The sequence below is a fragment of the Actinoplanes sp. CA-030573 genome (assembly GCF_050951115.1).
GTDB lineage: Bacteria > Actinomycetota > Actinomycetes > Mycobacteriales > Micromonosporaceae > Actinoplanes.
On the sequence record NZ_CP192038.1, the window covers coordinates 9031802 to 9056561 of the forward strand.

A 24760-nucleotide genomic window follows, 5' to 3' on the forward strand; every position below is an offset into this window, starting at 1 on the left:
ATCAAGCCTCGCCACGATCACACGCGTGGACCAGCGGCCGGAGCGCCACGGTCCGCAACGATCTCGCCAGGCGTGAAGGTGCGGCGGTAAGCGGAAGGCGTCGTGCCGAGGATCCGCTGGAAGTGCTTGCGGAGGTTGGCGCCGGTGCCCAGCCCCACGGCGGCGGCGATCTGCTCGACACTCCGCGACGACAGCTCCAGCATCTCCCGGGCCGCGTCGACGCGGGCGCGCATCAGCCACTGCATCGGCGTATATCCCGCGTCCTCCACGAAACGGCGCGAGAAAGTACGCGGCGACACCGCCGCGTGCCGGGCGAGCACCTCGAGAGTGAGGTTCTTGTCGAGCCGCCGCAGCGCCCACTCCCGGGTCGCGGCGAACCGCTGGCCCACCGGCTCGGGCACGCTGCGCGGCACGTACTGCGCCTGGCCGCCGCTGCGGTGCGGCGCCGCGACCAGCCGCCGGGCCGCGTGGTTGGAGGCCGCCACCCCGACGTCGCCGCGCAGGATGTGCAGGCACAGGTCGATGCCGGAGGCGGCGCCGGCCGAGGTGAGCACGCTGCCCTCGTCGACGAACAGCACGTTCTCGTCGACGCGCACGAGCGGGTGTTTGGCCGCCAGCTGCCGGGTGTAGTGCCAGTGCGTGGTGGCGCGCTTGCCGTCGAGCAGGCCGGTGGCGGCGAGCGCGAACGCACCGGTCGAGATGGCGGCGAGCCGGGCGCCGCGGTCGTGGGCGGCGATCAGGGCCTCGACCACGGCCGGCGGCGGATCCTCCCGGTCGGGAAAGCGGAAGCCGGGTATGAAGACGATGTCGGCCCACGCCAGCGCGTCGAGCCCGTCGGCGACGTAGTACGACAGACCGTCACCGCCGGTCACCAGCCCGGGCGTCGGGCCGCAGACGCGTACCTCGTACGGCATGCTCGCCCTGGTCGTGAAGACCTGCGCCGGGATGCCGACATCGAGCGGTTTCGCGCCCTCCAGCACGAGGACGGCGACGCGGTTCAGACGCACGGGGCAAGCGTAGATCCCACCGTGAAAGCATGGCCCGATGCGCGTGGTGACCGACGACGAGCGGCGCGCGCGGCTGGCCGTCCGGCACGCGCTGGCGCCGGCTCACCGCGTGACGACGCCGGAAGCCGCGACCCGCGCGATGACAGTGCTGCACTCGACCGAGCCGGCGACGGTCTATCTCTCCCTCTGGGCGCGAAAAGAGGCGCAGGACAACCAGGCCGACGTACGCGAGATCCAGCGCGCCCTCTACACCGAGCGCACCCTGGTCAAGCAGCTGGCCATGCGCCGCACCCTCTTCGTCTTCCCGCGCGACCTGCTGCCCGCCGTCTGGCCCTCGGCCTCGGCCCGGGTCGCGACCTCCGAGCGGGCCGCGATCACCAAGGACGCGGGCCCCGGCTGGCTCGATCGGGCCCGGGCCGAGGTCCTGACGCTGCTCGCCGGCCACCCGGGCGGCCTGTCCGCGACCGAGATCCGCCGCGCCCTCCCCCGGCTCGACCTGCGGGTGACGGTGACGCGGATACTCGTCCACCTGGGCGCGACCGCCGACATCGTCCGCGGCGAGAACACCACCGGCTGGCACAACTCGCGCCCACGCTGGACGCTCATGCGCTACTGGCTGGGCGAGGTGCCCGATCCGCTGGATCCGGCGGCGGGCTACCGCGAGCTCGTACGCCGCTGGCTGCACAGCTTCGGCCCCGGCACCGAGGACGACATCGTCTGGTGGCTGGGCGCCACGAAGTCGGTCGTGCGGGCCGCGCTGGCCGGCCTCGAGGCGGTTCCGGTCGGCCTGCACGGGGGTCAGACCGGCTGGCTGCTCCCCGGCGATGTCGACGAGGTGGCCGACCCGGGGCCGTGGGTGGCGCTGCTGCCGGTGCTGGACCCGACCACGATGGGCTGGAAGGGGCGCGACTTCTACCTCGGCCCGCACCGCGGCGCGCTCTTCGACCGCAGCGGCAACGCCGGCACGACCGCGTGGGCCGACGGCCGGGTCGTGGGCTGCTGGGTGCAAGACGGCGACGGCGCGGTGCGCGTACGGCTGCTGGAAAAGGTCTCGGACCGGGCGCGCGAGGCGCTCGACGCCGAGGCCGACCGCCTGACCGCGTGGCTCGATGGCTTCCGCGTGCCGTCGGGATGGGTGTCACCGGCCATGCGGGCCGAGGCCGGGATCGGTTGACGTTGCGCTACCCGGGTTACCACACCCACTTCTGGAGCGTGGCGCCGTTGCAGGTCACTATCGAGAGCTGTGCGTAGTTGGCGGACGACGCGGCGGCCAGGCACAGCGTCGTCTTGCTGCTCGGGCGGATCGTGCCGTCGGCGCCGAAGTTCCAGGTCTGCGCGGGCGATCCGTTGCACGAGTAGGTCCAGACCCGCTGGCCGGTCACGAAGTGCTGCGACGGCACGTCGAGGCAGTTGCCCAGCATCCGGATCGACCGGTCGGCCGGGATCCGGGTCATCGCCTGCGCCTTGGAGCCGTTGCAGGCGTACACCCAGAGGTAGGTCTTGATCGCGGTCTTGGAGGACGGCACGTCGAGGCATGGGCCGGCGTTGTTCTTGACCTGGCTCATCACCGGGTTCGGGCCCTTGGCGACCTGCACGATCTTGGCCACGGACGGTACGCCGGAGGCGTCGACGACGAACAGCATGTAGTAGCCCGGGGGCGCGACGCCGCCGCTCGGCGGGCCGGTGACGGTGAGGGTCGTGCCGGAGACCGTGTACTTCAGCGGCACGTAGCGCTGGCCCTGGTCCACGCCGTGGGTGACGTCGGCCAGCCCGACCAGCGCGACCTTCCGGACGCTCGCCGCCTGCGCCGACGTGATGGCGAAGGTCGTGTTGACGCCGACGCTCGCCGGCGCCGTGGTGATGACCGGCCGCGGCGCGAGCTCGCCGCTGCCGTCCTTCTTGTAGAGGTAGGGCGGGGTGAAGTACTCGACGTTCTTCTCCAGGTAGCCGACCGTCATGCAGACCGCGCAGACGCCGCCGCCCCCGGTCATGACCCGCCCGTCGGGCAGCAGTGCCGCGGTCGAGTGGTACTGCCGGATCCGGCTCGCACTGGCCAGCACCGTCCACTGGCCGGTCGCCGGATCCCAGCGCTCGGCCGCGGTCGCCGCGTTGTTCAGGTCGACGAGCTCGGAGTTCGCCGTGCTGGTCAGGCCGCCGGTCGCCAGCACCGAGCCGTCGGCCAGCAGCGTCGCATTCAGCTGCCGCCGCCCGGTGTTCAGCGAGCCGGTGGTGGTGCCGGCGGGGGCGAGCCCGTTGTTGTTGACCACCACCGCGGTCCGGGTCGGCACCTTCTCGACACCGTCCTCGGTGATGTTGCCGCCACCGACGACGACGGACTTCCCGATGTCGTACGTCGAGAAGCTGCCGTAGGTGCGCGTGATGGCATCCCGGGTCGAGGTCGCCGTGATCACACCGTTCCCGGCCGTGGTGACCGTGTACGCCGTCGGGTAGGGGCCGAACGCGCCGAGCTGGACGTCGGGACGGGAGCCCAGGAACGGGTAGACCCGGCCGCCGTACTGGGTGAAGCCGGTCAGCGGGCGGATGGCGCCGTTCGTCCCGTACACCTCGGCGGTCGTCGGGCCGCCGCCGATGATGACCTCCTCGCCGTTCGCCGTCTCGGCCACCGACGGATACCAGCGGCCGGCCGCCATGTCCTTGCCGCGGGTCCAGGTCTCGGCCCGCCAGTCGAAGACGTACGTGGTGACCGAACCGTTCAGCGACTGGTCGGCGTTGCCCCCGGCGACCAGGATGTTGCCGTTCGCGAGGTGGGCGAAGCCGGCGCAGAAGATGTTGGTGCCCTGCAGGTCGACCCGCTTGTACGTGTCGTCGGCCGGGTTCCACACCATGGCCCGGGTGAAGCTGTGGTCCGGGTACGACTCGGCCGCGTTGTCGCCGACCGAATCCCAGATCAAGACCTTGCCGTTGGGCAGCACCGCGTCGAAGACCGGCACCACCGGTGTGTCGACGACCGGGCTCCACGACCCCACCTGCCCGGGGTCGGTGGACACGGCCGCCGCCTTGAGCTTGCGCGCGGTCCCCGGGCGTACGCCGGTCCTCTTCTCGATCTTCTTGGCGTTCGTCGCGGTCTGCGCCTCGATCTCCCGCATCGGCGTGCCGGCCAGGTCCTCGGCCGCGTGCTCGCGCTGCTCGTCGGCGTCGTCGGCGTGCGCATGAGCATGCTCCACGGCTTTTGCCGGAACTGGGCCACTTGCCGCGTTCGCCGAATCGAGGGCGGACGTACCGAACAGGAGAATGGCCGCGATCGATCCGCAAAAGGCCAGGCCACGACGCGTACGCATAGAGAGGATCCTTTCGCCCGGGGCCGCCCAGGCCGGAAACCCTAACCCCTCGTTAAGGAGCCCCTCAATATACGAACGGCTCGCCACCGTTACCGAAGGGTCACCGTTCGCGCCGTCTACTGTGTATCGTCGCGGCTTCGGGGCGCATGCATGACGGGGCTGGAGTTCGTGCGTGAATGAGGATGGAGATCGTCCGGAGGTCCGGATTCTCGGTCCGGTCGAGGTCGCGAGGGCGAGCGGCGACCGGGTCGGCCTGCAACTGCAATGCCGGAAGGTGCTGGCGCTGCTGATCGCGGCGGCCGGGCGGCCGGCCTCCACCGGCCAGCTGGTGCGCTGGATCTGGGGCGAGGACGCCCCGCCCCACGCGCCGCAGATGGTGCGCTCCCACATCCGCGTCCTGCGCGGCGCGCTGCGTCTCACCACGAGCACGTCCGGTTACCGGATCACTCCGGACGGTTGCGCGGTGGACGCCGACCGGTTCCGGCACCTGCTCGGCGAGGCGCGGCAGATCCTGCCCGGCGACCCGTCCGGCGCGGCCCGCATCGCCCTCGCCGCGCTCGACCTCTGGCGCGGGACCGAGGCCATGCCCGACGTGGTGGTCGTGCAGAAGCTGCGGGCCGAGGCCGCGTACCTCGAGGAGCTGCAGAGCCAGGCGGAGGAGATGGTGGTGCTGGGCCGGCTGCTCTCCGGCCGCGCCGAGCTCGCCCTGCCCCGGGCCCGGCGGCTGGCCGAGCTGCACCCGAAGCGGGAACGGTTCTGGCTCCAGCTGATGGTGGCCGAGGCGCTCAGCGACCGGATCGTCGAGGCCACCTCGATCACCTTCCGGCGGGCGCGGCGCCATCTGGTCGAGGAGACCGGCCTGTACGCGCCGGGCCTGGACCGGCTGCAGCGGGAGCTGCTCAACGGAGGCCGGTCGGCCGAGCGACTGCTGGGCCTGATCACGCAACGCGACCGGTCGTGCGCATGACGCTACTTATGTCGAGATCACCGCGCAGCCTATGCGACGGCTTGAGGCTCATCGATGGGCGGAGCCAACCCGCTCCGCACGGGGAGAGGAGACCAAGTTGTCCATGGTGAGCTCGGGCGTGCGCTGGACGCGCGCGGTCGCCGCGACCGGCTTCGTGTCCGGCGCCATCCTGTTCGGCGTCGCGTCGCCGGCGCTGGCGAACACCAACTTCAACAACGACTGCGAGCTGTCCGAGGCGTGCATCTGGGAGGGAGACATCTTCGAGCACGCGGTCTGGGACTACGAGGGCACCGACACCAACCTCACCAACAACTACTACCCGTCGACCGGCGACAAGGTCGACAACAACAGCGGTGGCCTGCAGAACCACGGCCGCTCGTGCGTCGCCGTCTTCGGCAACAACACCGGCTCACCGTCGCGCAGCACGCGCGTCTTCCGGCTCGCCGTCGGCGCGACGAAGAGCATCCAGAACACCTCCGACGAGGACACCGTCTCGTCGATGTCATGGTCGTGCTGATCGCCGCCTGACCAGGCCGGCGGGAGCGCCGCTCCCGCCGGCCACCCAGGGAAAGGAACCAGGTGAAACGCGTTCTCCTCGCGGCCGTGCTGGCGACCGCCGTCCTGGCGGCCGCGGGCTGCTCCGGCGGTGACCGCGCCGCCACCGCCGGGCCGAAGGCGACCAGCGCGTCGTCGCCACCACCGCCCGCGGTGACCGCCACGCCCGCCGTTTCCGATCTGAACCAGGTGGACCTGCCGCTCGACCGGTACACGACCACCGTGGACGAGTACATCGAGCTCGACTACGCCTCGAAGCTGATGACCGCGGACTGCATGCGACGCTTCGGCATCCGCTGGAACACCGGTCCCCGGCTCAAGCTCTACGCCCTGCGCGACCGCACCAACCGGCTCGGCCTGATCGACGAGGCGGTCGCGGCCCGGGCCGGCTACCACAACGATCCGGCGCACCCCGAGTACTACTCGTCGCACGACATCTCGTACAACGGCGAGGTCTCGGACCAGGTGGCGATCATCCTGCAGGGCGTCCAGCCGGGCAGGACGGCGCCGAAGGGCGTGCCGCAGGGCGGCTGCACCGGCGAGGGCTACCGCAAGGTGGGCTGGAACCTCGACGAGGACATGTGGCTGCAGGACCTGGCCAACGACGCCAACGAGCGGACCTTCGCCGACAAGCGCGCCCTCAAGGTCATGGCGGACTGGAGCGCCTGCATGGGCACGTCCGGCTACCAGTACGCGAAGCCGACCGACGCGGGCAGCGACCAGCGCTGGTGGAAGAGCGAGGACGAGAACGCGGCGGCCACGAAGGCGGAGAAGAACACCGCGGTGGCCGACGTCCGGTGCAAGAAGAAGGTGAACTACCTCAACCAGATGACCGCGATCCTCACCGCGTACCAGCAGCAGATCGTGGAGACCAACCTGGAACGGCTGGAGACCGTGCACCAGCACGTCCAGGACGCGCTGAAGAACGCCGCGGCGGTGGTGAGTGGACACTAGGGGCCGGCGCCGGTTCCTGATCGGCCTGGTCACCGGGGCGGTGGTGATGGCGCTGGCCGGTCTCGGCGCCGCCACCTTCATCAAGTCGCCCCAGCAGGTGGCGGCCGAGGCCGCGGCCCCGCCGCCCAGCCTCATCACCGCGAACGTGGAACGGCGCGTCCTGCGTCAGGCGGTGGTGACCCGCGGCACCGTGGAGCCCGATCGCGCGCTCGACGTCAAGACCGTGCTCGGCCCGGGCCGGTCGGTCATCTCCCGGCGCACGGTCAAGACCGGGGACGCGGTCGACGAGGGCACCGTGCTGGCCGAGATCTCGGGCCGGCCGGTCATCGCGCTGGCCGGGGCGGTGCCGCCGTACCGGGACATCCACGCCGGGATGCGCGGCTCCGACGTCGAGCAGCTGCAGAGCGCGCTGCGCGACCTCGGCTACCGGATCACCGACCGGGCGGGGACGTTCGGCGCCTCGACCGCCCATGCCGTACGCCGGATGTACGCGGCCCGCGACTACGACCCGCCCGTCGTCGACCCGCCGGTCCCGCCCGAGCCATCGCCGTCCCCCTCGGCCTCGGCCTCGCCCGCGCCGCCCGAGATCTACCTGCCGATGAGCGAGGTCTACTACGTCAGGTCGCTGCCGGCCCGGGTCGCCTCGGTCAAGGCCGGCCTCGGCGCCGAGGTCAGCGGGCCGATCCTGTCGCTGTCGGTGGGCGGCATGGTCGTCCGCGGCCTCCTCGCGCCCGGCGACCGCGACCTGGTCGACACTGGCATGCCGGTCGAGATCCTGGACGAGACCACCGGCCAGAAGGCGGCCGGCACGGTGGCGTCGATCGGCGCGCTCAAGCAGGGCCAGGGCTCCGAGACCGGTCACCCGATCCTGGTGAAGCCGGCCCGGTCGCTGCCCGCGAGCTTCTCGGGCGAGGACGTGCGCCTGACCATCACGGCCGCCTCCAGCGGCGAGGCCGTCCTGGTGGTTCCGGTGTCGGCGATCTTCTCGGCCGCCGACGGCTCGACCCAGGTGCTGCGCGTGCTCGACGGCGACCGGCGCGAGCCGGTCACCGTCCGCGCCGGCTCGGCCTCCGGCGGCTTCGTCGAGGTGACCGGTGACGGCCTGACCGAGGGCGACCGGGTGGTCGTCGGCGAACGGTCCGGCGCCTCGTGACCGCGCCGGTCGTCGAGTTCGCCGGGGTGACCCGGTTCTATCCCGGCCCGCCCCCCGTACGCGCCCTGCACGAGGCCGACCTGGTCGTCGGCGCCGGCGAGTACGTGGCGGTGACCGGGCCGTCCGGCTCCGGGAAGTCCACGTTCCTCAACGTGGTCGGCCTGCTCGACCGTCCCGACGGCGGCGTCTACCGCCTCGACGGCATCGACACCGCCACCTTGCCCGAACGCGATCGGACCGCGCTGCGCGGGCGGCGCATCGGCTTCGTCTTCCAGTCGTTCCACCTGCTCCGGCACCGGTCGGTGGTGGAGAACGTGACGACGGCCATGATCTACACCGGGGTGAACCGCCGGGCCCGGGCCGGGCTGGCCCTCGAGACCCTGGACCGGGTCGGGCTCACCCATCGCGCGCAGGCCCGCGCCGGTCATCTCTCCGGCGGCGAGTCGCAGCGGGTGGCGATCGCCCGGGCCCTGGTCAACCGGCCGTCGCTGCTGCTGTGCGACGAGCCGACCGGAAATCTGGACAGCACCAACGCGGCCGCGGTGCTGACCCTGATCGACGAGCTGAACGCGGGCGGGCTGACCATCCTCATGGTCACCCACGACCGTACCGTCGCCGACCGGGCCCATCGCTCGGTGCTGATGAAGGACGGCGTGCTCTCGTGAGACGGTCGCCGCGGGTCGTGCCCCCGACCCGGCTGAGCGTCCGGGACGTGGTCGACGAGGCCGTCGCCGGCATGCTGGCCCGTCCCGGCCGTGCCGCCCTGACCGTCCTCGGCACCCTGCTCGGCGTGGCCGCGTTCGTCACCGTCCTCGGCCTGACCAGCACCGTCGAGGGTCAGATCAGCAACCGGTTCACGGCGCTGGTCGCCACCGAGGTGGTCGTGCAGGACGCCGGCCCGGCCGCTACCACGACGGCGGCCTTTCCCGAAGACGCCGAACGGCGGCTGGCCGGGCTCAACGGCGTACGCAGCGCGGGCGTCTTCTGGGAGGTGCCCGACCCCGGCCCGCTCGACGCCCGCCGCCCGACCACCCAGGACCCGGGCGAGAACTTCAAGGTGCTGGCCGCGACGCCGGGCTACCTGCGGGCGATCCACGCGCGACTTTCCGCCGGCCGGCTCTTCGACGCCTGGCACGACGCCCAGCATCAGCGGGTCGTGGTGCTCGGCTCGGGTGCGGCCGGCCGGCTCGGCATCACCTGGGTCGACAACCAGCCGGCGGTCTTCATCGGCGGCACCCCGTTCGCCGTCATCGGCATCGTCGACGACGTCGACCGCCGCGCCGACACGCTGCTCAGCGCCGTGGTGCCGGCCGGCACCGCGGAGTCGCTGTGGGGTCCGCCGCCGACCGGCGAGAGCACGTCGGCCCAGGCCCTGGTCGACACGAGGATCGGCGCCGCGCGCCAGGTCGGCGGTGAGGCGCCGCTGGCGCTGCGGCCGGAGGATCCGACCCGCTTCAAGGTGGTGCTGCCGCCCGACCCGCAGACCCTGCGCCAGGGCGTGAGCACCGACCTCGGCACGCTCTTCCTCGCGCTGGCCGCCGTCTGCCTGGTCATCGGCGCCGTCGGCATCGCCAACACGACCCTGGTCGCGGTTCTCGAGCGGGTCGCCGAGATCGGGCTGCGCCGCTCGCTGGGCGCCCGCCGCCGGCACGTCGCCACCCACTTCCTGGCCGAGTCGGGCACGCTGGGCCTGATCGGCGGGCTGATCGGCACCAGCGTGGGCGTGGCCGCGGTGGTCGCCGTCGCCTTCTGGCGCGACTGGACCCCGATCCTGCAACCGGCGACCGTCCTGCCCGCGCCCCTGGTCGGCGCCGTCACCGGCCTGCTCGCGGGCCTCTACCCGGCGTGGCGGGCGAGCCGCATCGAGCCGGCCGACGCGCTCCGCCGGTGACGCGTCACGCGGCGTCGATGAGCGCGTCGAGCCGGCTGGTGAGCTTGGCGGCGTCGGTGAGCACCAGGTACTGCTGGCGATGCCCGCCCGCGGCCCAGGCGTTGAGGCCGTCCGCGGTGACGACGTTGTGGCCGCCGGCGCCGGCGAGCCGGTAGACGCCGCCGGTGCCGTAGATCGCGTAGTACAGCGCGGTCGGGTCCCAGGTGCCGTCGGTCTGCTTGTTGCCGCAACCGTAGAGGACGTCGAACGCGGCCCGGACCGGGCTGCCGGCCGGGTGCGTGGCGCAGACGTTGTTGCCGACCAGCACGTGGACGCCGGTCTCGAAGCCGTCGAACACGATCGGCGTGGGCCAGTCGGCCACCACGTGGCGCGTCGCGGCAAGGTCGAGACCGAAGTTCCACTCCGGCGCGGTGGCCCGCGGATACTCGCCGCCCATGACGACGGCGCGGGCGACCTTGCGCGCGACCAGGGCGCGGTCGGTCCGCAGCAGGTGGGACAGTCCGGTCAGCGCGCCGATCGAGAGGATCGTCACGCTGTGGTCCGGCTGCGACCGGAGCAGCCGCCGGTAGAGCGCCACCGAGTCCTCGGCCCGGCCCCGGTGCGGGAAGCTCTCGGCCAGCAGCCGGCTGTAGTTCTGGTCGACGGACACCGCGCCGGCGGTGACGCCGATCGGGATGCCGGGCCGCCCGTACCAGGTGTCGAGCGCGTCCAGCGCAGGCGCGTTCCAGGGGTTGTCCACATCGGACATGATGCCGAGGATCCGGGCCCGGCCCCGGTCGGCCGCCGAGTGCGCGGCGGCGAGGGCGGCGACGTCGTCCCACCACTGCCCGAAATCGGTGTCGATGATCAGTCGGGTCGGCGCCGGCCCGCCCGATGCCGATGCCGATGCGGTCGCCGGCGCCGGCACGACGGCCACCGCGAGGGCCGCGACCGCCACGCCGACCAGCACCCGCGACCACGCTGAGAATAGGTTCGTCATGACGCTCCCCGCCGTCGGCTTTCACCCATCCTGTCGCCGGCGGGCTCCGCCCAGAAACCAGCCGATCATCCATTCGGCCGGGACGGAGGTCAGGGTGTCGTCGGGCCGTCGGGCGCGCTGTAGTCGGTCCACCCGGTGGACTGGGTCTGGCTCGCCATGCCGTACGCCTTCACGCCCTTGTAGCTCACGCCGGTCGGGGTCATGCCGCTGTAGGCGCCGGCGGTCGCCGTGAGGGCGAGGGTGGTCACGACCGACGCGGATGGGCAGGGCCAGGTCGCGGTCTTGCAGATGACCACGGTGACGGTGAACGGCGCGGTGCCGAAGGCAGACGACGTGCCGGCCTTGCCGGCGGCCTGGAAGCGGTTGCCCTGCGCCGTGAGGTTCAGCGTGATGACCTTCGCCACCCCGCCGGCGGTGCGCACGGTGCCGGATCCGGTTCCGCCGGTGTGCCAGTACGCCTGTGCAGGCGCGGCGATCGCGCCGGTGAGCGTCAGCGCGGCCAGGGTCGCGGCCGCGGTCCGCCGGATCAGTGCCATTGGTCCGCCTGCCCGGAGTAGGTGAGCGGGAAGGACACCCGCCGGCACGCGTCCGGCGCCTGGGCCGACAGCGTCACGGTCAGCTCGACGACGGCCTGCCCGCGGGCGGCGACGATCGTCTCCGGCGTACCGGAGAAGGTGGTGATGCCCAGCAGGCTCGCCGGGCAGGCCGCACTGGCCGCCTTCGCGGTCACCGTGGCCGAGGCGAGGCGGATCGGCTGGGCGTTCGGGTTGTCCACGGTCAGTCGCAACGCCGACGCCTTGCCCGGCACCAGCCCGCCCACCGATCCGCTGAGCGTGAAGGCGTGGCCGGGCGCCGCGTTCTCCGACCCGGCGAGGGCCAGCTGCCGTCCACCCAGGACACCGACCACGGCGACGGCCGTGAGGCCGGCCGCGATGGCGATTCGCCGCATCCGGCTCATCCTCCCTTTCGCTCGGTGCGGGCTCCGGGCGGGCGTGACCCGCCCGGAGCACCGGGATCAGACGCTCTTGGCGGTGTACGTGATGGTGACCGTCGCGCCCTTGCACGAGTCCTGGTTGTCGTTCGGCAGGTTCGTCATCGCCACGGTGCCGGCGAAGTCGGCGTGGTTGCCGGCCGCGACGCTGGTGGGCGGCGTGGTCAGCGTGACGGTGTACCAGGAGGCGAGGCAGCCGGCGGTGGCGTGCGCGCTGTCCACGGTGGGCGCCGCGGTGAGCGTGAACGGCACGTTGAAGGTGTTGGCGTTGGCCACCGTGCCGCTGATCGCCTGGGCGGCGCCGCCCGGGGTGAGCGCGGACCCGTTGAACGAGTCCTGCGTGATCGTGAGGGCCTGTCCGGCGGCGGCGGTGCCGGCGGTGCCGGTGCCCGTGCCCTGGGCGGTCCAGTAGGCGTAGGCGGCGGTGCCGGAAACGGCGAGAACACCGGCCACGATCGCGGCCGCGACGGCCGGCTTGCGGTAGTTGAGCTTCATGTCCGTACTCCTCGAGGGGCGTCGGCCTTCACGGCCACGTAGTCCTTCGGGGTCGGTTTCGCCTCTAGCTCCCTGCCGGACCGAGGGCGACCAATTCGTCCGGCAGATCATCGCTTTCCCGGCGGCTCAGGAGAACCGCTACACAGAGTTAAGCCCACACCCAACCGCCCGAGATCACCCTTTTGGTCAGCACTTATACCCCCGAAAAGGGCATAAGGGGGCGAGCGAGTGCCCAGACCGTTCCGGGGTTCCGCGAGTGGTCAGCGATCTCCCCACCCAGCGCAACCGACTCCCACCGTGGGGGTTTCAGGGAGCGGAGTGGTCAGCCGTCCCACCACCCAGCGCAGCCGACTCCCACCGTGGGGGTTTCAGGGGCGGAGTGGTCAGCCGTCCCACCACCCAGCGCAACCGACTCCCACCGTGGGGGTTTCAGGGGGCTCGGCCCCCTGAGCCAGCATGCGAAAAAGTCCCCGTCTGCGCTGTACGCAGACAGGGACTTCCCAACTTTGTAGCGGGGACAGGATTTGAACCTGCGACCTCTGGGTTATGAGCCCAGCGAGCTACCGAGCTGCTCCACCCCGCGTCGGCATGACAACCATACCTCGCGGGGCGGACGGTCACGAACGGCGGGTCGAAAGCAGCGGAATCAGGTTCAGCAGCAGGCCCGCCACGGCCACTCCGGTGACCAGGTTCAGCCCCGGGTGGAACTGGCCGAAGCCGGCCGACTCGCCGCCGGTCGCGCTGGTCGACACCAGGGCGGTGACCACGGCCAGCACCAGGGCGGTGCCGACCTGGCCCGACGACTGCACCAGGCCCGACGCCAGCCCCTGCTCGGAGTCGCCGATGCCGTCCGTAGCCTGCGCCATGATCGAGCTGAAGCCGAACCCGAAGCCGCCGCCGAGCAGCAGCATCGTGGGCAGGATGGTCACCAGGTAGTGCGGCTGGGTGCCGGCCGTCGCCAGGAACCAGATGTACCCGAGGCTCAGGGACACCATGGCCGTCACGATCAGCGGCCCGGTCCCGTACCGGTCGATGAGCCGCCCGACGAACGGCGAGCCGAACGCCACCACCAGGCCCGCGGGCAGCAGCGCCAGCGCCATCCGCAACGGCGACCAGTGCAGCACGTCCTGCAGGTACAGGGTCATCATGAACTGGAAGCTCACATACGAGCCCATCAGCGCGATCATGCTGGCGTTGGCCCGGACGATCGAGCCGATTCGCAGGATCCCCAGGCGTACGAGCGGATGCCGCACCCGATTCTCGGTGAGCACGAATCCGGCCAGCAGGGTCGCCGCCAGTACGAACATGCCCACGGTGACCGGGTCGAGCCAGCCGCGGGCCGGCGCCGAGACGACCGTGTAGACGGCGAGCAGCATGCCCGCGATCAGCGTCCCCGCCCCGGCCAGGTCGTGGCCGCCGGTCGCCGCGGGCTTGTCCCGGGCGATCAGCGCGAACCCGCCGACCAGCGCGGCGATGGCGAGCGGCACCGGCACCAGGAAGTTCCACCGCCAGCCGAGGCTGGTCAGCAGGCCACCGAGGATCAGGCCGGACGAGTAGCCGCTGGCGCCGAAGACGGTGAAGATCGACAGCGCCCGGTTGCGGGCCGGGCCCTCGGGGAACGTCGTGGTGAGGATCGACATGGCGGTCGGGGCCGTGAAGGCGGCGGCCAGGCCCTTGACGAACCGGGTCGCGATCAGCAGGCCGCCGTCGTCGACCAGACCGCCGACCAGCGACGCGACGGTGAAGACGGCCAGCGCGACCAGGAAGACCCGGCGACGGCCGAGCAGGTCGGCGGTGCGGCCGCCGAGCAGCAGCAGGCCGCCGTAGCCGAGCACGTAGCCGTTGACGATCCACTGCAGCGAGGTGGTGGACAGGCCCAGTTCAGTGCCGATGGACGGCAGGGCCACGCCGACCATGGAGACGTCGAGGCCGTCGAGGAACAGGACGGCGCAGAGAACCGCGAGCACTCCCCAGAGCCGAGGGGTCCAGCGGAGCTCGGACGGCGCCGCGACGACGGGCGTGGGTTCTGTGATAGTCACGGCGGCGACGCTATATGCGTACGCATAGAATGACAACGCATTAGAGTCGTGCGCAACAAATGCATGTGCATCGGTGAGGTAACACGAGTAGGATGCCCGGCATGGAGGCCGAAGCGGAGCTCGTCGACCGGTGGCAGACGCTGCTGTCCAGCTACAACGCCGTCGCCGTCCAGCTCGAGCGCGCCCTCCAGGAGACGCACGGCCTCACCCTCAGTGACTTCGAGACGCTCGACCGTCTCACCACGAAGGACTGTGACAAGCGACGCATGCAGGAGCTCGCCTCGGCCATGTATCTCAGCCAGAGCGCCCTCTCCCGCACGGTCGCCCGCCTCGAGAAGGGCGGCCTCGTCGCGCGCACGCACTGTGAGGACGATCGGCGCGGCGTCTTCGTCGAGCTCACCGAGGCCGGTCTCCGCCGGCACGCCGAGGCCCGCAAGACCCAGCTCACGGTGCTCGGCCGGCATCTGACCGCCGGATAGCCGTTCCGCACCGGATCGCCCGATGGGGCAAACTCGCAGCGTGATCGATGTCCGTCCGATCCTCGACGCGGCCTGGCGCGCGCACGCGGCCGGCGTGCTGGGCGTGCTGGCTCGCCGGCTGGGCGACCTCGACCGCGCCGAGGAGGCGCTGCAGGACGCGATGGCCGACGCGCTGCGCCGCTGGCCGGCCGAGGGCGTGCCGGAGAACGTGCCCGGCTGGCTGGTGACCGCCGCCTGGCACCGCGCGCTGGACCGCTTGCGCCGCGAGGCGACCGGACGCGAGAAGCTTGCCGTTCTGGCCGCCACGCCGCCCGCCGAGCCCACCGGCGACGACCGGCTGGCGCTGCTGTTCGCCTGCTGCCACCCGTCGCTCGAGGAGCCGGCCCAGATGGCGCTGACCCTGCACGCCATGGCCGGCCTGCCCGCCGACAAGATCGCCGCCGCGTTCCTGCTGCCCCGCTCGACGATGGCCCAGCGCCTGGTCCGGGCCAAGCGCCGCCTGCGGGGCGTCGGCTTCGAGGTCGGCGACCCGCTGACCCGCCTGCCGGCCGTCCTCGCCGTGATCTACCTGATCTACAACGAGGGCCATCTCGACGAGTCCCGCGTGCTCGCCCACGAGGCGCTGGACCTGGCCCGCCAGCTGGCCGCGCTGCTGCCCGACGCGCCCGAGGCGGCCGGGCTGGCCGCCCTGGTCGAGCTGCACGAGTCCCGGGCCGCGGCCCGGCTCGACGCCCACGGCCACCTGGTATTGCTGGAGCACCAGGACCGTACGCGCTGGGATCGCTCGTTGATTCGCGGCGCCCTCGCCCGTCTCGCCCGCGCCGCCGCGCAGAACCGCCCCGGTCCCTACCAGCTCGAGGCCGCGATCGCCGCCCTGCACGCGCTGGCGCCGTCCTATCCGGACACCGACTGGCCCGCGGTCCGCCGCCGCTACGACGATCTGCTGGTGCTGTGCCCGTCACCGGTGGTCCTGCTCGGCCGGGCGGTGGCCACCGGCTTCGTCGACGGGCCGGCGGCCGCCCTGGCCGAGGTCGATGCGCTGGCCGACCGCCTGGCCGGCTACCGCCTGTGGCACGCCACCCGCGCCGACCTGCTGGCCCGCCTGAACCGGACCGCCGAGGCGCGCGAGGCCACCCGCCGGGCGCTCGCGCTGGCCACCAACGCGGCCGAGCGCGAGCTCCTCGCCCGGCGGCTGGCCGGCCTCAGCGTTCCCTGACCGGCCACACCGCGTGCCGCCTACCGGATCCCCGGTGTCAGCGCTCCATGACCGGCCGCACCTCGACCCGGTCGCCCATCTTGATCCCGGGCCATCCGCCGGCGACCGCCACGGCCTCGTCGATGTCGTCGGCGACGATCAGGATGAAGCCGCCGACCACCTCCTTGATCTCCAGGTAGGGCCCGTCCGTCACCGTCGGCACCCCGTCGCCGCCGGCACTGATCGTCTTGGCCGTCCGCGAGTGCTGCAGCTCGGCCCCGCCCGGCACGATCTTCCCGGCCTGGTGCCACTTGTCCCACCAGGCGTTCACCTCGTCCATGAGCCCGGACGCGATCGCGTCGTCGTACCAGTGCGCCTCGTCGCCCGCAATGATCATCACGTACTGCATGCCATGTCCTTCCGTAGCACCGTTCCTTCGCCCGCATGACGAACGGCGGCCGCCGGAATCGACCGGCCCACAGGATTTTCTAGCCGAGGATCGCCGGCAACGGAATCGAGCGCCCCAGCAGCTGGTCGCCCGCGGCGTTGGGGTGATAGCAGTCGTTGCGCAGGTCGGCGATCATCACCGTCGGATCGGCCGGATCGCGAAGCACCGCGTCGAAGTCGAGCGTCTCGTCGAACACGTCGGTGCCGCGGATCCACGCGTTCACCGCGAGCCGGGTCTCTTCCTTCGCGCTGCCGGCCGGGTTGCACATCGGCAGGATCGTCGACGCCACGATCCGCAGGTGCCGGGCGTGCACCCGCTGCGCGATCCCCTTCATCGCGTCGATGACCTGGGCGGCCGACGCCGGCGGCGCGTTGTCCCCGCCTCCGATGTCGTTGGTCCCCTCGAGCAGCAGGACCGTCCGGACGCCCGGCACCGACAGCACATCGCGTTCGAGACGCTGGGGAGCCGGCGGCCCGCAGCACTGCCCGGTCGGGTCGTACGGGTTGGGCTGCACGCTTACCGTGTTCCCCGAGATTCCGGCGTTGGCGACCGCGACCCGGGCCGGGGCGGGCAGCTCGTCCAGCCGATCCGCCAGCACGTCGGTCCATCGCTGGCCCGGCGGGCCGTACGCGTTGTATCCGTCCGTGATCGAGTCGCCCAGCGTGACCAGCGTCCCCTTGGCCGCCGGCACGTCGGCCGAGACCAGATCCATCCACCAGGTCTGCCCCGGGTGATATCCGGCGGCGGTGCTGCTGGAGTTGCCCGGGATCACGGGATAGCCCGGGAACCCGGCGTCCGATGTGGATGAGGCGGTGTTGCCGCCGGTGCCGATGTAGGACGCGGGCGGGTCGTACGCGAACGGCGGGAACGTGTGGTCGTTGACCGGACTGCCCGGCGCGTAGACGCTGACCGCCACGTCCTCCTGCGCCCGCACCGTCACCGCGGCCGAGTCACTCACCACGCTCTGCCCGGGCGCGATGGCGACGGACTTCCGGCCGCGGAACGTCAGCTGCCGGTTGGACCCCAGCACGAGCCGGGCGGCCCCCGGCGCCACGGTCCGCCCGGCCCAGGCCTCCTTGATGACCACCGGCGCATTGCCGAACGGATTCCCGAACCGAACCCGGATCCCGGCCCCGCCCACCGACACCCGGGCGATCTGCCGGACCGTCACGTCGGGCGAGACGCCGTGGACGCCTTCGAGCGAGGCTTCCCAGATCGCGGCCGCCACCCGTCCCGGAGCGCCGCCGGACGCCCCGGCCTGCCCCGCCGATCCGGCCACGACCCCGAGCGCGACGAGGCCGGCAACCACCCGCCGAGTACGAATACGCACAGTGATCACCTCCATATCCTCGTCATATTTACACACATCACTAGATCAAAGTGACCCGAGGCGCGGAGAAACCAGGGTGACACCGGGTATCCCGTACGCCGGCCGGATGCGAACCTTGTTCATCACCAAAGGAGGCAAGGCGTGGACGTGGTAGAGGTAGCGGTGGTCGACAGCCGCATCGAGGCCGAGGTGATCGCCGGACTGCTGCGCAGCAACGGCATCAAGGTCGGCATCACCGCCGACGACGCGGGCGCCCAGGAGCCGCAGCTGCAGCTGCAGAGCGGGGTGCACGTCTACGTGGCACCGGAGGACGCGGAGGAGGCCCGGCGGCTGCTCGCCACGCGACGGTAGCCGGGTAAGTCGGTGGACAACTCGCCGAAAATGTCGGTCGTAGGTGCTTCAATGCGGCCCACCCCAGCGGGTGGGCCGCGACATGGCGAGCCTGCGCGGGCCGGTCACGCGGTCTCGCGTACCACCTCGATGTCGTGCTCGTCCGAGCACAGCAACCAGGTCGGCGGGATCGTCACCGACTCGTGGGTCTCGCGGTTCGCGATCGCGGCCCACTGGTCGCTCCCGGTCCGCAGATAGACGCCGCTGTTGGTGCCGGCCAGCGCCCGGCCCCCGGCCGCGACGGCGAGCGCCGTGACCGGCTGGAACCGGGTCCGGTCCCGCAGCGGCAGGCCGCCGTTGACGTTCGCGGGCTTCCACGACGGGCCGGAACCGCCGCCGTCCAGCCGCGAGACGCCGGCGCTCTGCGTCGCGGCCAGCACGGCCGTACCGTCGAACGCGAGGTCCCAGCAGGTGCCGCCGGTCCACCCGGAGTTGACCTGCTCCCAGCGCACGGCGCCCTCAAGCAGCCGCGCCCGCTGACATCCGCGCCCCGGCTTGTTCGGGTCGGACTCGCCGAGCCCCGCCCACAGAACCGCCGCCTCCCCGTCGACCCGAACCGCGAGCGCTCGCACGTCGGCGCCGGCGAGCCCGATGCCGGTGAACGTGCCGGTGCGTCCCGCGTCCGTCGACAGGTAGACGCCGAGGTTGGCCTGGGCCGCGATCGCGACACCCGGGACGCCGCCGGCGGTGACGAACGACGACACTGCCGCGAACCCGCGATCGACGTCGGCTTGATCGACCATCACCTGGAGCGGAATCGCACCCGGCACCGGCGCCACCTCGTAGAGCCCACTGTCGGTGGACAGCAGCAGCGTCGCGTCGCCTTCCCGCGCCACCCAGGCCGCGCCCGTCACCACCGGTTCCAGCTCCGCGAGCCGGGCCCAGCTCTCCCCGAAGTCGCTCGACAGATACAAGCGAGAAGGACCTTCGGCGGTACGGGTGACGACCGCGAGCGTGCCCGGCCGAGCCCCGTTCCCGATAACCCGGCGCACGTCCTCGCCCGGGAACCGCCCCACCGCTTCCCAGCCCGAGCCGCCGTTGACCGAGCGGAACAGCACTTCGCCGGCGCCCGAGTACCAGACGTCACCTCGGGACGGGTCCACACCGACCGCCCGGATCTGGCCGTCCGGCGCGTCCCGGACCACGAACCGCAGCTCCTCCAGGCGCGACTTCTCCGGCGCACATTGCTCGACCACCGCCGTCACGTCCGACGCGCGTAACGGTTCCCCGAACGGCCAGCCGTCGTTGCGCCCCGCTGCCGGCAACGGGCTGATCACCTGATTGAGCCGCTCGACAAGGCGCCCCCGGACCGCCTCCGGGTCTTCCTCGGCCGGGACAACCACGCGGCCCCGCACCGATACGGGCTTGTACCGCGCCCACCCCGTGACCACGCTCGTGCTCAACGGCCGCCGCCCGTCCAGTAGCCGTTGGACGTCTCCCCGCACGCGCGCGTCCTCGCGCTCGACCAGCGTCTCCATCGGAACCCGCCACCCCGGCCGCCCATGAGCCCCCACCGCCGGCACCAGCAGCACCACGACCTCGTCGTCGTGCCCGAGTGGCCACGCGACGGCCCCCGTGAACGCCCCTGCCCGCCCCACCGCGACCGACCCCGCCAGCGCAAGCACTTCGAAGTCCCGCCCGGTGATGGCCCGCCGCTCACGAGCCGCCTCGTACCGCCGCCGAGCCAGCGCTTCCCCCAGGCTTTCCGCGTCCCGCCCACCGGCCGCCGCCGCCGCGTTGCTGACCCGGACCCCCGCGATCGGCTCCGGCATCTCGGTCAGCGCACCGGCACCCACGTTGCCCACGGCCCCGCCGCCCACCCAGTACCAAACCCGAACCCGAGCCCCCACCGCCGGCCCCGCCGCACCGCCCGCGCCCGCCGCGCCTGCGCCCGCGCTGCCACCCGCACCGCCCGCGCCCGCCGCACCCGCTGCGCCTGCGCCCGCCGCACCCGCTGCGCCTGCGCCCGCCGCACCGCCTCCCGCTGCGCCCGCGCTCGCCGCACCGCCGGCACCCGCGCTCTCTCCGGCCGTTCCACCATCTATTTGAAGCGCTTCGACCCCGGGCGGGAAGGCCACCACCCCCAACGCCCGATCGAGCACATACACGCGGGAGTCCCCACCCGCCGCCTCGAACGCCGAAACTTCCCGCCAAATCTCGTAGGTGACCCCGTCAACTTCCCGAGTCACCACACCGTCGCCACCGGCGCTCCCCGCGGCCTGCTCCACCCCCACCAACACATCGCCCACGTCGTCGACAGCCGCGATCCGCCCTCGCCCGACCCGGAACACTTGTCCCCAGGTCCCGCGCCCGACTCCCACCAGTTCCCCGTCCACCCGCTCGGCGTGGAAACCCCGAACCCCCACCGCCGTTTCCCCGGCCTCAAGAGCCGCATCCCAGGCGGTAACAAACACAACGTCGCCACCGGCAGCAGCCACGCGTGTCCCCGCCGGAATCCCCACCCGCTCGTCCGCCGTCCCGACCCTGCTGAAGACAAGCTCCACCGAAGCAGCCGAGGCCGGCCTCAGCCCCACCCCATGCAACCCGAGAACGTCCCGATAGCCCCGAACCGCCAGAAGCTCGATCCCCCGCCAAACCCCGGCAGCCGGCTCAAAGACCCGCCCCACCCACTCAGGCGAGTCACCGCCCAGCCCCGCCCGCTCCCGCACACCCCGAACGAGATCTCCCAGACCCCAAGCACCAAACCCCGGCATAACGCACCCCCTGCGCACACCACCGCCAGCTTCCGGACTATCCCCTCAGGACACCCCAACCCCCCACGCCGCCGAATCAGCCCAACGCCCGATTCCCAACCCACCCACACCGTGAGTAAGCACCCAGTTCCACCGCGTGCCCACCCCGCCCTCGCGCTCGCGCCCGCCCTCATGGTCGCGCTCTGGCTCGCGCTCGTAGGACGCAGGTGGGGCAAGACCGGGTGCGGCTGTCGCGCTCTGGCCCGCCCTGGTGGCCGGCCCCGCGCTCTCGCCCACGCTCGTGGTCGCGCCCGCCCGCGTGGTCGCTCCCGCCCTCGTGGTCGCGCCCAGACTGGTGGTCGTGCGGTGGTTTCGCGATGTCGGCGCGGTCGCCAGCTCGTGTCCGCGCTCGTGGTCGCGCCCAGACTGATGGTCGCGCCCGAGCTCGTGGTGGCGCCCGAGCTCGTGGTCGCGCCCGCGCCTACATCGCGGTGGCGCCCGCGCTAGTGATCGCGCCCGCGCTAGTGATCGCGCCCGCGCTAGTGGTCCCCAGCGCTCCCGCCCGCGCCGATGGTCGCTCCCCCGCGCCCCGCCCTCGGGTTACCCACCACCCACCGCAACTGACTCCCACCGTGGGGGTTTCAGGGGGCTCGGCCCCCTGAGCCAGCATGCGAAAAAGTCCCCGTCTGCGCTGTACGCAAACAGGGACTTCCCAACTTTGTAGCGGGGACAGGATTTGAACCTGCGACCTCTGGGTTATGAGCCCAGCGAGCTACCGAGCTGCTCCACCCCGCGTCGGCTTGTTAAGACTAGCGCAACCCGGGAGACGCCTGCAAAACGGCCCCCGGGTTGCGCGCGTCACGTCAGCCTCCGGCGCTCGGCGACGGCGTTGCCGAGGCTCCCGCGCTGGGCGAGGCCGCGCCCGCCGGCGGGTTGCCGGCGGCGGCCTGCTGGGCCGCCTGGAACTTGGCCATCGCCGCGTCCAGGGCCTGCAGCGCCTCGCCGTACTTCGCGAAGTCGCCCGACTTCTGGGCGGTCCGCACGTTCTCGATCGCCGTGTCGACCTCGGCCGCGGCCTGGGCCAGCTCGGTGTTCAGGGTGGCCGGCGGCGTGTTGTTGCCGCTGGAGCCCTGGTTTCCGCTCGAACCCTGGTTACCGGTGCCGCCGGTGTTGGGGCCGGTCTGTTTGGCCTGGGCGACCAGGGCGTCGAGGCCCTGTTTCAGGTTGTCCGCGAGCACCACGTAGGTGCCGCCATCCCCGTACGACATCAGGACCTTCTGCAGCAGTGGCGCCGCGGTTTCCTGGTTTCCGGTCTTCACGTAGACCGGCTCGACGTACAGGATGCCGTTCTCCACCGGCAGCGAGATGAGGTTGCCGTAGAGGACCTGCGCCTGGTTGTTGTTCGTCGACAGCAGGCTGAGCTGTTGCCGGACCGAGGCGTTGTTGGTCATCTTCTGGTGGACCTGGACCGGGCCGGGGATGACGGTCTGATCCGGTAACTCGAGCACTTGCAACTTGGGCTGGTTGTTGTCGTAGTAACCGGACACCAGCGCCGCGAGGTTCTCCCGGTTGAACGGTGTGACGCCGGCGGTCAGCTGGAACAGCGTCTTGGACTGCTCGGGCAGCTGGACGTTCAGGTAGAACGGCGGCTGCTTCTGGTTGCTCGACGGCGCGTCTGGCGCGTTCGGCACCTGCCAGAAGTCCTGGCCGGAGAAGAACGCCCGCGGTTCGGTCACGTGGAACTTGGTGAGCAGGTTCCGCTGGACCTTGAACAGGTCCTGCGGGTAGCGGAAGTGCGCGGCGAGCGAGGGCGGGATGTCGGCCTTCGGGACGATCAGATCGCCGCCGAACGCCTTGTTCCACGCCTTGAGGACGGGGTCCTGGTCGTCGAACTGGTAGAGCTTCACCGTCCCGTCGTACGCGTCGACGGTCGCCTTCACCGAGTTGCGCATGTAGTTGACGTCGTCCCGGGCCAGCGCGAACTGCCCCTGCCCGGTCAGCTCGTCGCGCGTCTCGTTGGCCAGGTTGATCTTCTGCGCGTACGGGTAGGTGTTCGCCGTCGTGTAGCCGTCCAGGATCCACACGATGCGACCGTCGACCGCCGCCGGGTAGGGGTCGCCGTCGATGGTCAGGAACGGCGCGACCTTCTCCACCCGGGAGCGGGGATCGCGGATGTACATGAGCTTCGAGTTCGAGTTGACCGCGTCGGACAGCAGGAAGTTGCTCTCGGTCAGCTTGATCGCGAAGACCATCCGGCGGAAGAACGAGCCGATCGGCACGCCACCGCTGCCGTCGTACGTGTAGAGCTCCTCCGCGTTGTTGTTCTCCTCCTGCGGACGGTCGAACTCCACGTGCTTGTTCTTGTCGGTCTGGCCCACGATCGCGTACTCGGTGGACTGCTCGCCGTAGTAGATCCGCGGCTGGGTGACCTTGATCTCCTCGGTCTGCGACGAGCAGCCGGGCGGCCGGTCGTCGCCGAGGAAGCCGGACACGAAGAACGGCAGGCCACCGCAGACGACCTTGTTGGCCGGCGCCGCCACCAGGCCGTAGCCGTGGGTGTAGACGGTGTGCCGGTTGAGCCAGTTCCGCTGCTGCGGCGTCAGCTTGTCGTCGTTGATCTCGCGGGCGCCGACCACGTAGTCGCCGGTGACGTTCTTGTTCGGATCCTGCGGGTCGGGCACCCCGTAACGGTCGACGTCGAGCTTCTTGCCGAAGTCGTAGAAGCCCCGGGACTGCTGCGACTGCGTGAACGCCTGCGACACCAACTGCGGGTCGACGAGCCGGGCGTTCTGCGCGCTGGTGTCGCCGGCCAGCCCCGACGGCGGGACCACGTTGTTGGCCGGATAGCGATCGACTTGCGTGGCATCGAGCCCGAACGCCGCCCGAGTCGCCTTGATCGAGCGCTCGATGTAGGGCGCTTCCTTGTCGGCGAGGCTCGGCTTGACCGAGAAGTTCTGCACGGCCAGCGGGTAGATGCCGCCGATCGCCACCGCCGAGATGGCCAGCAGCGCTAGCGAGACGCCGGGCCAGACCAGGTTGCGCATGCCGGCGTTGGAGAACACGATGATCGCGATCGCCACCACGATCGAGATGTACGCGAGGATCTCCTTCGCCGGGAGCAGCGCGTTGACGTCGGTGTAACCCGCGCCGTACAGCCCCGGGGAGACGTGCTGCTCGAGCAGCAGCGAGCGGCGGTCGAGCACGTAGGCCACGGCCTTGAGCAGCACGAAGATGGCGACCAGCGTGGTGAGGTGCGCGCGCGCCGCGGTCGTCATGCGGTCGCCGACGCCCTGCAGCCGTACGCCGCCGAAGATGTAGTGGACGGCGAGCGCGCCGAGCACCGACAGCACCACGGCGGTGAAGCCGACGCCCAGCAGGTAGCGCCACCACGGGTAGTCGAAGATGTAGAAGCCGATGTCCACCTTGAACTGGGGGTCGTCGACGTGGAACGGCTGGGAGTTGCGGAAGAGCATCCACTGCTTCCACTGGCCCTGCGCGGACAGGCCGGCGAAGAAGCCGATGATCACGCAGAGCACGGCGATCCAGGTGCCCAGGCGGGGGGCGATGACCGTACGGTAGCGCTCGAGCGTGGCCTGCTCGGCCGAGTGCGGCCGCAGCAGCGGGCGCAAGCGGTACGCCAGGTAGAGGTTGCCGCCGATGATCAGAGCGACCGCCGCGCCGATGACCAGGAACAGCACGAGCCGGGTCAGCAGCACGCCGGAGAAGACGTTGACGAAATGGACCTCGTTGAACCAGAGGTAGTCCGTATACGCGTCGATGCCCCAGCCGAGCAGCGTGAAGAGAAGGAAGACCCCGACCAGGACACCGACCGTGACGCGACCGCGCCGGCTCATCCTCGGTAGAGGGCTGTTACGCATGACCAACGTGGGCTCCA

22 protein-coding genes and 2 tRNA genes are annotated in these 24760 nt (G+C 71.6%); 10 read left to right on the forward strand and 14 right to left on the reverse strand.

Annotated features, from left to right (window positions below):
• Positions 1 to 17: 17 nt before the first annotated feature.
• Positions 18 to 1007, reverse strand: a complete 990-nt coding sequence (locus ACQP2F_RS41720) for a GlxA family transcriptional regulator (protein WP_433297718.1) — start codon at positions 1005 to 1007, stop codon at positions 18 to 20.
• 37 nt (positions 1008 to 1044) lie between these two features.
• Between ACQP2F_RS41720 and ACQP2F_RS41725 the strand changes: the two genes are divergently transcribed.
• Positions 1045 to 2181, forward strand: a complete 1137-nt coding sequence (locus ACQP2F_RS41725) for a winged helix DNA-binding domain-containing protein (protein ID WP_433297720.1) — start codon at positions 1045 to 1047, stop codon at positions 2179 to 2181.
• Between the two features lie 16 nt (positions 2182 to 2197).
• On the opposite strand, the gene ACQP2F_RS41730 is transcribed toward ACQP2F_RS41725, so the two are convergent.
• On the reverse strand, positions 2198 to 4192 hold the full coding sequence (locus ACQP2F_RS41730) for a galactose oxidase-like domain-containing protein (protein WP_433297722.1): 1995 nt from the start codon (positions 4190 to 4192) through the stop codon (positions 2198 to 2200).
• A 286-nt stretch (positions 4193 to 4478) separates the two neighbouring features.
• On the opposite strand from ACQP2F_RS41730, the gene ACQP2F_RS41735 reads away from it, so the two are divergent.
• From ACQP2F_RS41735 to ACQP2F_RS41760, 6 genes are all read left to right on the forward strand, one after another.
• Positions 4479 to 5273 carry an AfsR/SARP family transcriptional regulator gene (locus ACQP2F_RS41735; protein WP_433297725.1) on the forward strand — a complete coding sequence of 265 codons (795 nt, stop codon included), beginning with the start codon at positions 4479 to 4481 and terminating at the stop codon, positions 5271 to 5273.
• A 97-nt stretch (positions 5274 to 5370) separates the two neighbouring features.
• Entirely contained in the window at positions 5371 to 5790 is a 420-nt protein-coding gene (locus ACQP2F_RS41740) for a hypothetical protein (RefSeq protein ID WP_433297728.1), read from the forward strand.
• Positions 5791 to 5852: 62 nt separating this feature from the next.
• Entirely contained in the window at positions 5853 to 6782 is a 930-nt protein-coding gene (locus ACQP2F_RS41745) for a hypothetical protein (protein ID WP_433297730.1), read from the forward strand.
• Positions 6772 to 7935: a peptidoglycan-binding protein gene (locus ACQP2F_RS41750; RefSeq protein ID WP_433297732.1), complete on the forward strand. Its 1164-nt coding sequence runs from the start codon at positions 6772 to 6774 to the stop codon at positions 7933 to 7935. Before ACQP2F_RS41745 ends, ACQP2F_RS41750 begins: the two co-directional genes overlap by 11 nt.
• The gene (locus tag ACQP2F_RS41755) at positions 7932 to 8600 is read left to right on the forward strand and encodes an ABC transporter ATP-binding protein (RefSeq protein ID WP_433297734.1); all 669 of its coding nucleotides are present in this window, start codon (positions 7932 to 7934) and stop codon (positions 8598 to 8600) included. The genes ACQP2F_RS41750 and ACQP2F_RS41755 overlap by 4 nt, the downstream gene beginning before the upstream one ends.
• Entirely contained in the window at positions 8597 to 9826 is a 1230-nt protein-coding gene (locus ACQP2F_RS41760) for an ABC transporter permease (protein WP_433297737.1), read from the forward strand. The genes ACQP2F_RS41755 and ACQP2F_RS41760 overlap by 4 nt, the downstream gene beginning before the upstream one ends.
• A 4-nt stretch (positions 9827 to 9830) precedes the next feature.
• Here ACQP2F_RS41760 and ACQP2F_RS41765 read toward each other — a convergent pair whose 3' ends face one another.
• The 6 genes from ACQP2F_RS41765 to ACQP2F_RS41790 form a co-directional block, all read right to left on the reverse strand.
• The gene (locus ACQP2F_RS41765) at positions 9831 to 10805 is read right to left on the reverse strand and encodes a nucleoside hydrolase (RefSeq protein ID WP_433297740.1); all 975 of its coding nucleotides are present in this window, start codon (positions 10803 to 10805) and stop codon (positions 9831 to 9833) included.
• A gap of 89 nt (positions 10806 to 10894) precedes the next feature.
• The gene (locus tag ACQP2F_RS41770; RefSeq protein ID WP_433297743.1) at positions 10895 to 11341 is read right to left on the reverse strand and encodes a hypothetical protein; all 447 of its coding nucleotides are present in this window, start codon (positions 11339 to 11341) and stop codon (positions 10895 to 10897) included.
• A complete protein-coding gene (locus ACQP2F_RS41775; protein ID WP_433297746.1) occupies positions 11332 to 11754 on the reverse strand; it encodes a hypothetical protein in 423 nt (140 codons plus the stop codon). The genes ACQP2F_RS41770 and ACQP2F_RS41775 overlap by 10 nt, the downstream gene beginning before the upstream one ends.
• 66 nt (positions 11755 to 11820) lie before the next feature.
• Positions 11821 to 12291 carry a hypothetical protein gene (locus ACQP2F_RS41780; protein ID WP_433297749.1) on the reverse strand — a complete coding sequence of 157 codons (471 nt, stop codon included), beginning with the start codon at positions 12289 to 12291 and terminating at the stop codon, positions 11821 to 11823.
• A 509-nt stretch (positions 12292 to 12800) separates the two neighbouring features.
• A tRNA-Met gene (locus ACQP2F_RS41785) sits at positions 12801 to 12874 on the reverse strand.
• Between the two features lie 34 nt (positions 12875 to 12908).
• On the reverse strand, positions 12909 to 14330 hold the full coding sequence (locus ACQP2F_RS41790) for an MFS transporter (protein ID WP_433297752.1): 1422 nt from the start codon (positions 14328 to 14330) through the stop codon (positions 12909 to 12911).
• Between the two features lie 101 nt (positions 14331 to 14431).
• Here ACQP2F_RS41790 and ACQP2F_RS41795 point away from each other — a divergent pair, with 101 nt between their 5' ends.
• Positions 14432 to 14809, forward strand: coding sequence for a MarR family winged helix-turn-helix transcriptional regulator (locus ACQP2F_RS41795; protein WP_433297754.1), 378 nt, complete (start codon positions 14432 to 14434; stop codon positions 14807 to 14809).
• Between the two features lie 40 nt (positions 14810 to 14849).
• Positions 14850 to 16025, forward strand: coding sequence for an RNA polymerase sigma factor (locus tag ACQP2F_RS41800; RefSeq protein WP_433297757.1), 1176 nt, complete (start codon positions 14850 to 14852; stop codon positions 16023 to 16025).
• Between the two features lie 37 nt (positions 16026 to 16062).
• Here ACQP2F_RS41800 and ACQP2F_RS41805 read toward each other — a convergent pair whose 3' ends face one another.
• On the reverse strand, positions 16063 to 16413 hold the full coding sequence (locus ACQP2F_RS41805; RefSeq protein ID WP_433297759.1) for a YciI family protein: 351 nt from the start codon (positions 16411 to 16413) through the stop codon (positions 16063 to 16065).
• 79 nt (positions 16414 to 16492) lie between these two features.
• The gene (locus tag ACQP2F_RS41810; RefSeq protein WP_433297761.1) at positions 16493 to 17782 is read right to left on the reverse strand and encodes a GDSL-type esterase/lipase family protein; all 1290 of its coding nucleotides are present in this window, start codon (positions 17780 to 17782) and stop codon (positions 16493 to 16495) included.
• A gap of 141 nt (positions 17783 to 17923) precedes the next feature.
• On the opposite strand from ACQP2F_RS41810, the gene ACQP2F_RS41815 reads away from it, so the two are divergent.
• Positions 17924 to 18133 carry a putative signal transducing protein gene (locus ACQP2F_RS41815; RefSeq protein WP_433297763.1) on the forward strand — a complete coding sequence of 70 codons (210 nt, stop codon included), beginning with the start codon at positions 17924 to 17926 and terminating at the stop codon, positions 18131 to 18133.
• 104 nt (positions 18134 to 18237) lie between these two features.
• Here ACQP2F_RS41815 and ACQP2F_RS41820 read toward each other — a convergent pair whose 3' ends face one another.
• The 4 genes from ACQP2F_RS41820 to ACQP2F_RS41835 all read right to left on the reverse strand — a co-directional run bounded on the left by ACQP2F_RS41820 (position 18238) and on the right by ACQP2F_RS41835 (position 24719).
• The gene (locus ACQP2F_RS41820; protein WP_433297765.1) at positions 18238 to 19977 is read right to left on the reverse strand and encodes a baseplate J/gp47 family protein; all 1740 of its coding nucleotides are present in this window, start codon (positions 19975 to 19977) and stop codon (positions 18238 to 18240) included.
• On the reverse strand, positions 19950 to 20177 hold the full coding sequence (locus ACQP2F_RS41825) for a hypothetical protein (RefSeq protein ID WP_433297767.1): 228 nt from the start codon (positions 20175 to 20177) through the stop codon (positions 19950 to 19952). Before ACQP2F_RS41825 ends, ACQP2F_RS41820 begins: the two co-directional genes overlap by 28 nt.
• 1409 nt (positions 20178 to 21586) lie before the next feature.
• Positions 21587 to 21660 (reverse strand) — tRNA-Met (locus ACQP2F_RS41830).
• A 68-nt stretch (positions 21661 to 21728) separates the two neighbouring features.
• Positions 21729 to 24719 carry a UPF0182 family membrane protein gene (locus ACQP2F_RS41835; protein WP_433297769.1) on the reverse strand — a complete coding sequence of 997 codons (2991 nt, stop codon included), beginning with the start codon at positions 24717 to 24719 and terminating at the stop codon, positions 21729 to 21731.
• Between the last annotated feature and the right edge of the window lie 41 nt (positions 24720 to 24760).